This is a genomic window from Psychrobacter sp. 1U2, from assembly GCF_051847575.1.
Window position 1 is genome coordinate 1 of record NZ_JBPYDC010000540.1, and the last position, 994, is coordinate 994.

The 994-nt window shown below is 43.5% G+C and carries 1 protein-coding gene; it reads right to left on the reverse strand.

Features of this window, described 5'->3' with window-relative positions:
* On the reverse strand, positions 1-766 hold a 766-nt coding region (locus ACS8FD_RS17135; RefSeq protein ID WP_439276732.1), incomplete at its 3' end, for a putative DNA modification/repair radical SAM protein.
* Between the last annotated feature and the right edge of the window lie 228 nt (positions 767-994).

Genomic DNA, 994 nt, shown 5'->3' on the forward strand with positions numbered 1-994 from the left:
CCCGCTTTAAATCATACTGCTTATAAAAATGACTCGATAACTGAATCACTTGTAAGTCGGTCTCATTGCTCGCGCCAACAATCATTTGACTGGTTTGACCCGCTGGAGTGAACTTTGGTGCTTTTTTGTGCGTTTTACGGCTTTCACGGATGGTAATGATCTCTTCTTTTACCGTTTCCATCGGTGCTTTTAGCTCGTCGTGCGACTTTTCTGGCGCAAGCAAAGCCAGCCCTGATTTGGTTGGAATTTCAATATTGACGCTGAGACGATCAGCATAAAGCCCTGCTTCTAGTAGCAGCTCTTTTGACGCGCCAGGAATGGTTTTTAGATGAATATAACCGTTAAAGCGCTCACGAGTACGCAGGATTTTAGCGACCTCGACCAGTCGTTCCATCGTATAGTCGCCACTTTTAAAGATACCAGAGCTGAGAAACAGCCCTTCAATATAGTTACGGCGATAAAACTGCATGGTCAGATCAACCACTTCCTCAACACTAAAAGCGGCGCGCGGTGTGTCATTGCTTTTGCGTGAGGTGCAGTACGCGCAGTCATAGATACAATGATTGGTCAGCAAAATTTTAAGCAAACTGACGCAGCGACCGTCTTCGGTATAGCTGTGACAGATTCCTGTCGCAGAAGCGTCACCGAGTCCGCCACCTTGATTTTTACGCGTGCCAGCTGAGGATGAGCAAGAAACATCATACTTAGCAGCGTCCGCTAAGATGTTAAGTTTGCCTTGTAATCGATCGTAATTGATGGTTGCCATAAGTTATAGTGCCCATTCATTAGTAGAGTACTATTTTATCAAAATTAACGCTAAGTCATTGGATTTATAGAAGAATTAGGGGTATAACACGACAGATAGTGTCGTATAAAGAAACAAGAAAAGGTCTTGAACATTCAAGACCTTTTATAAAGTGATGTGTCAAAACAGCATACGCCATAGTAGGATAGATGATTATTGAACTTTAGCGCGTATAATCACAGTCTGCGG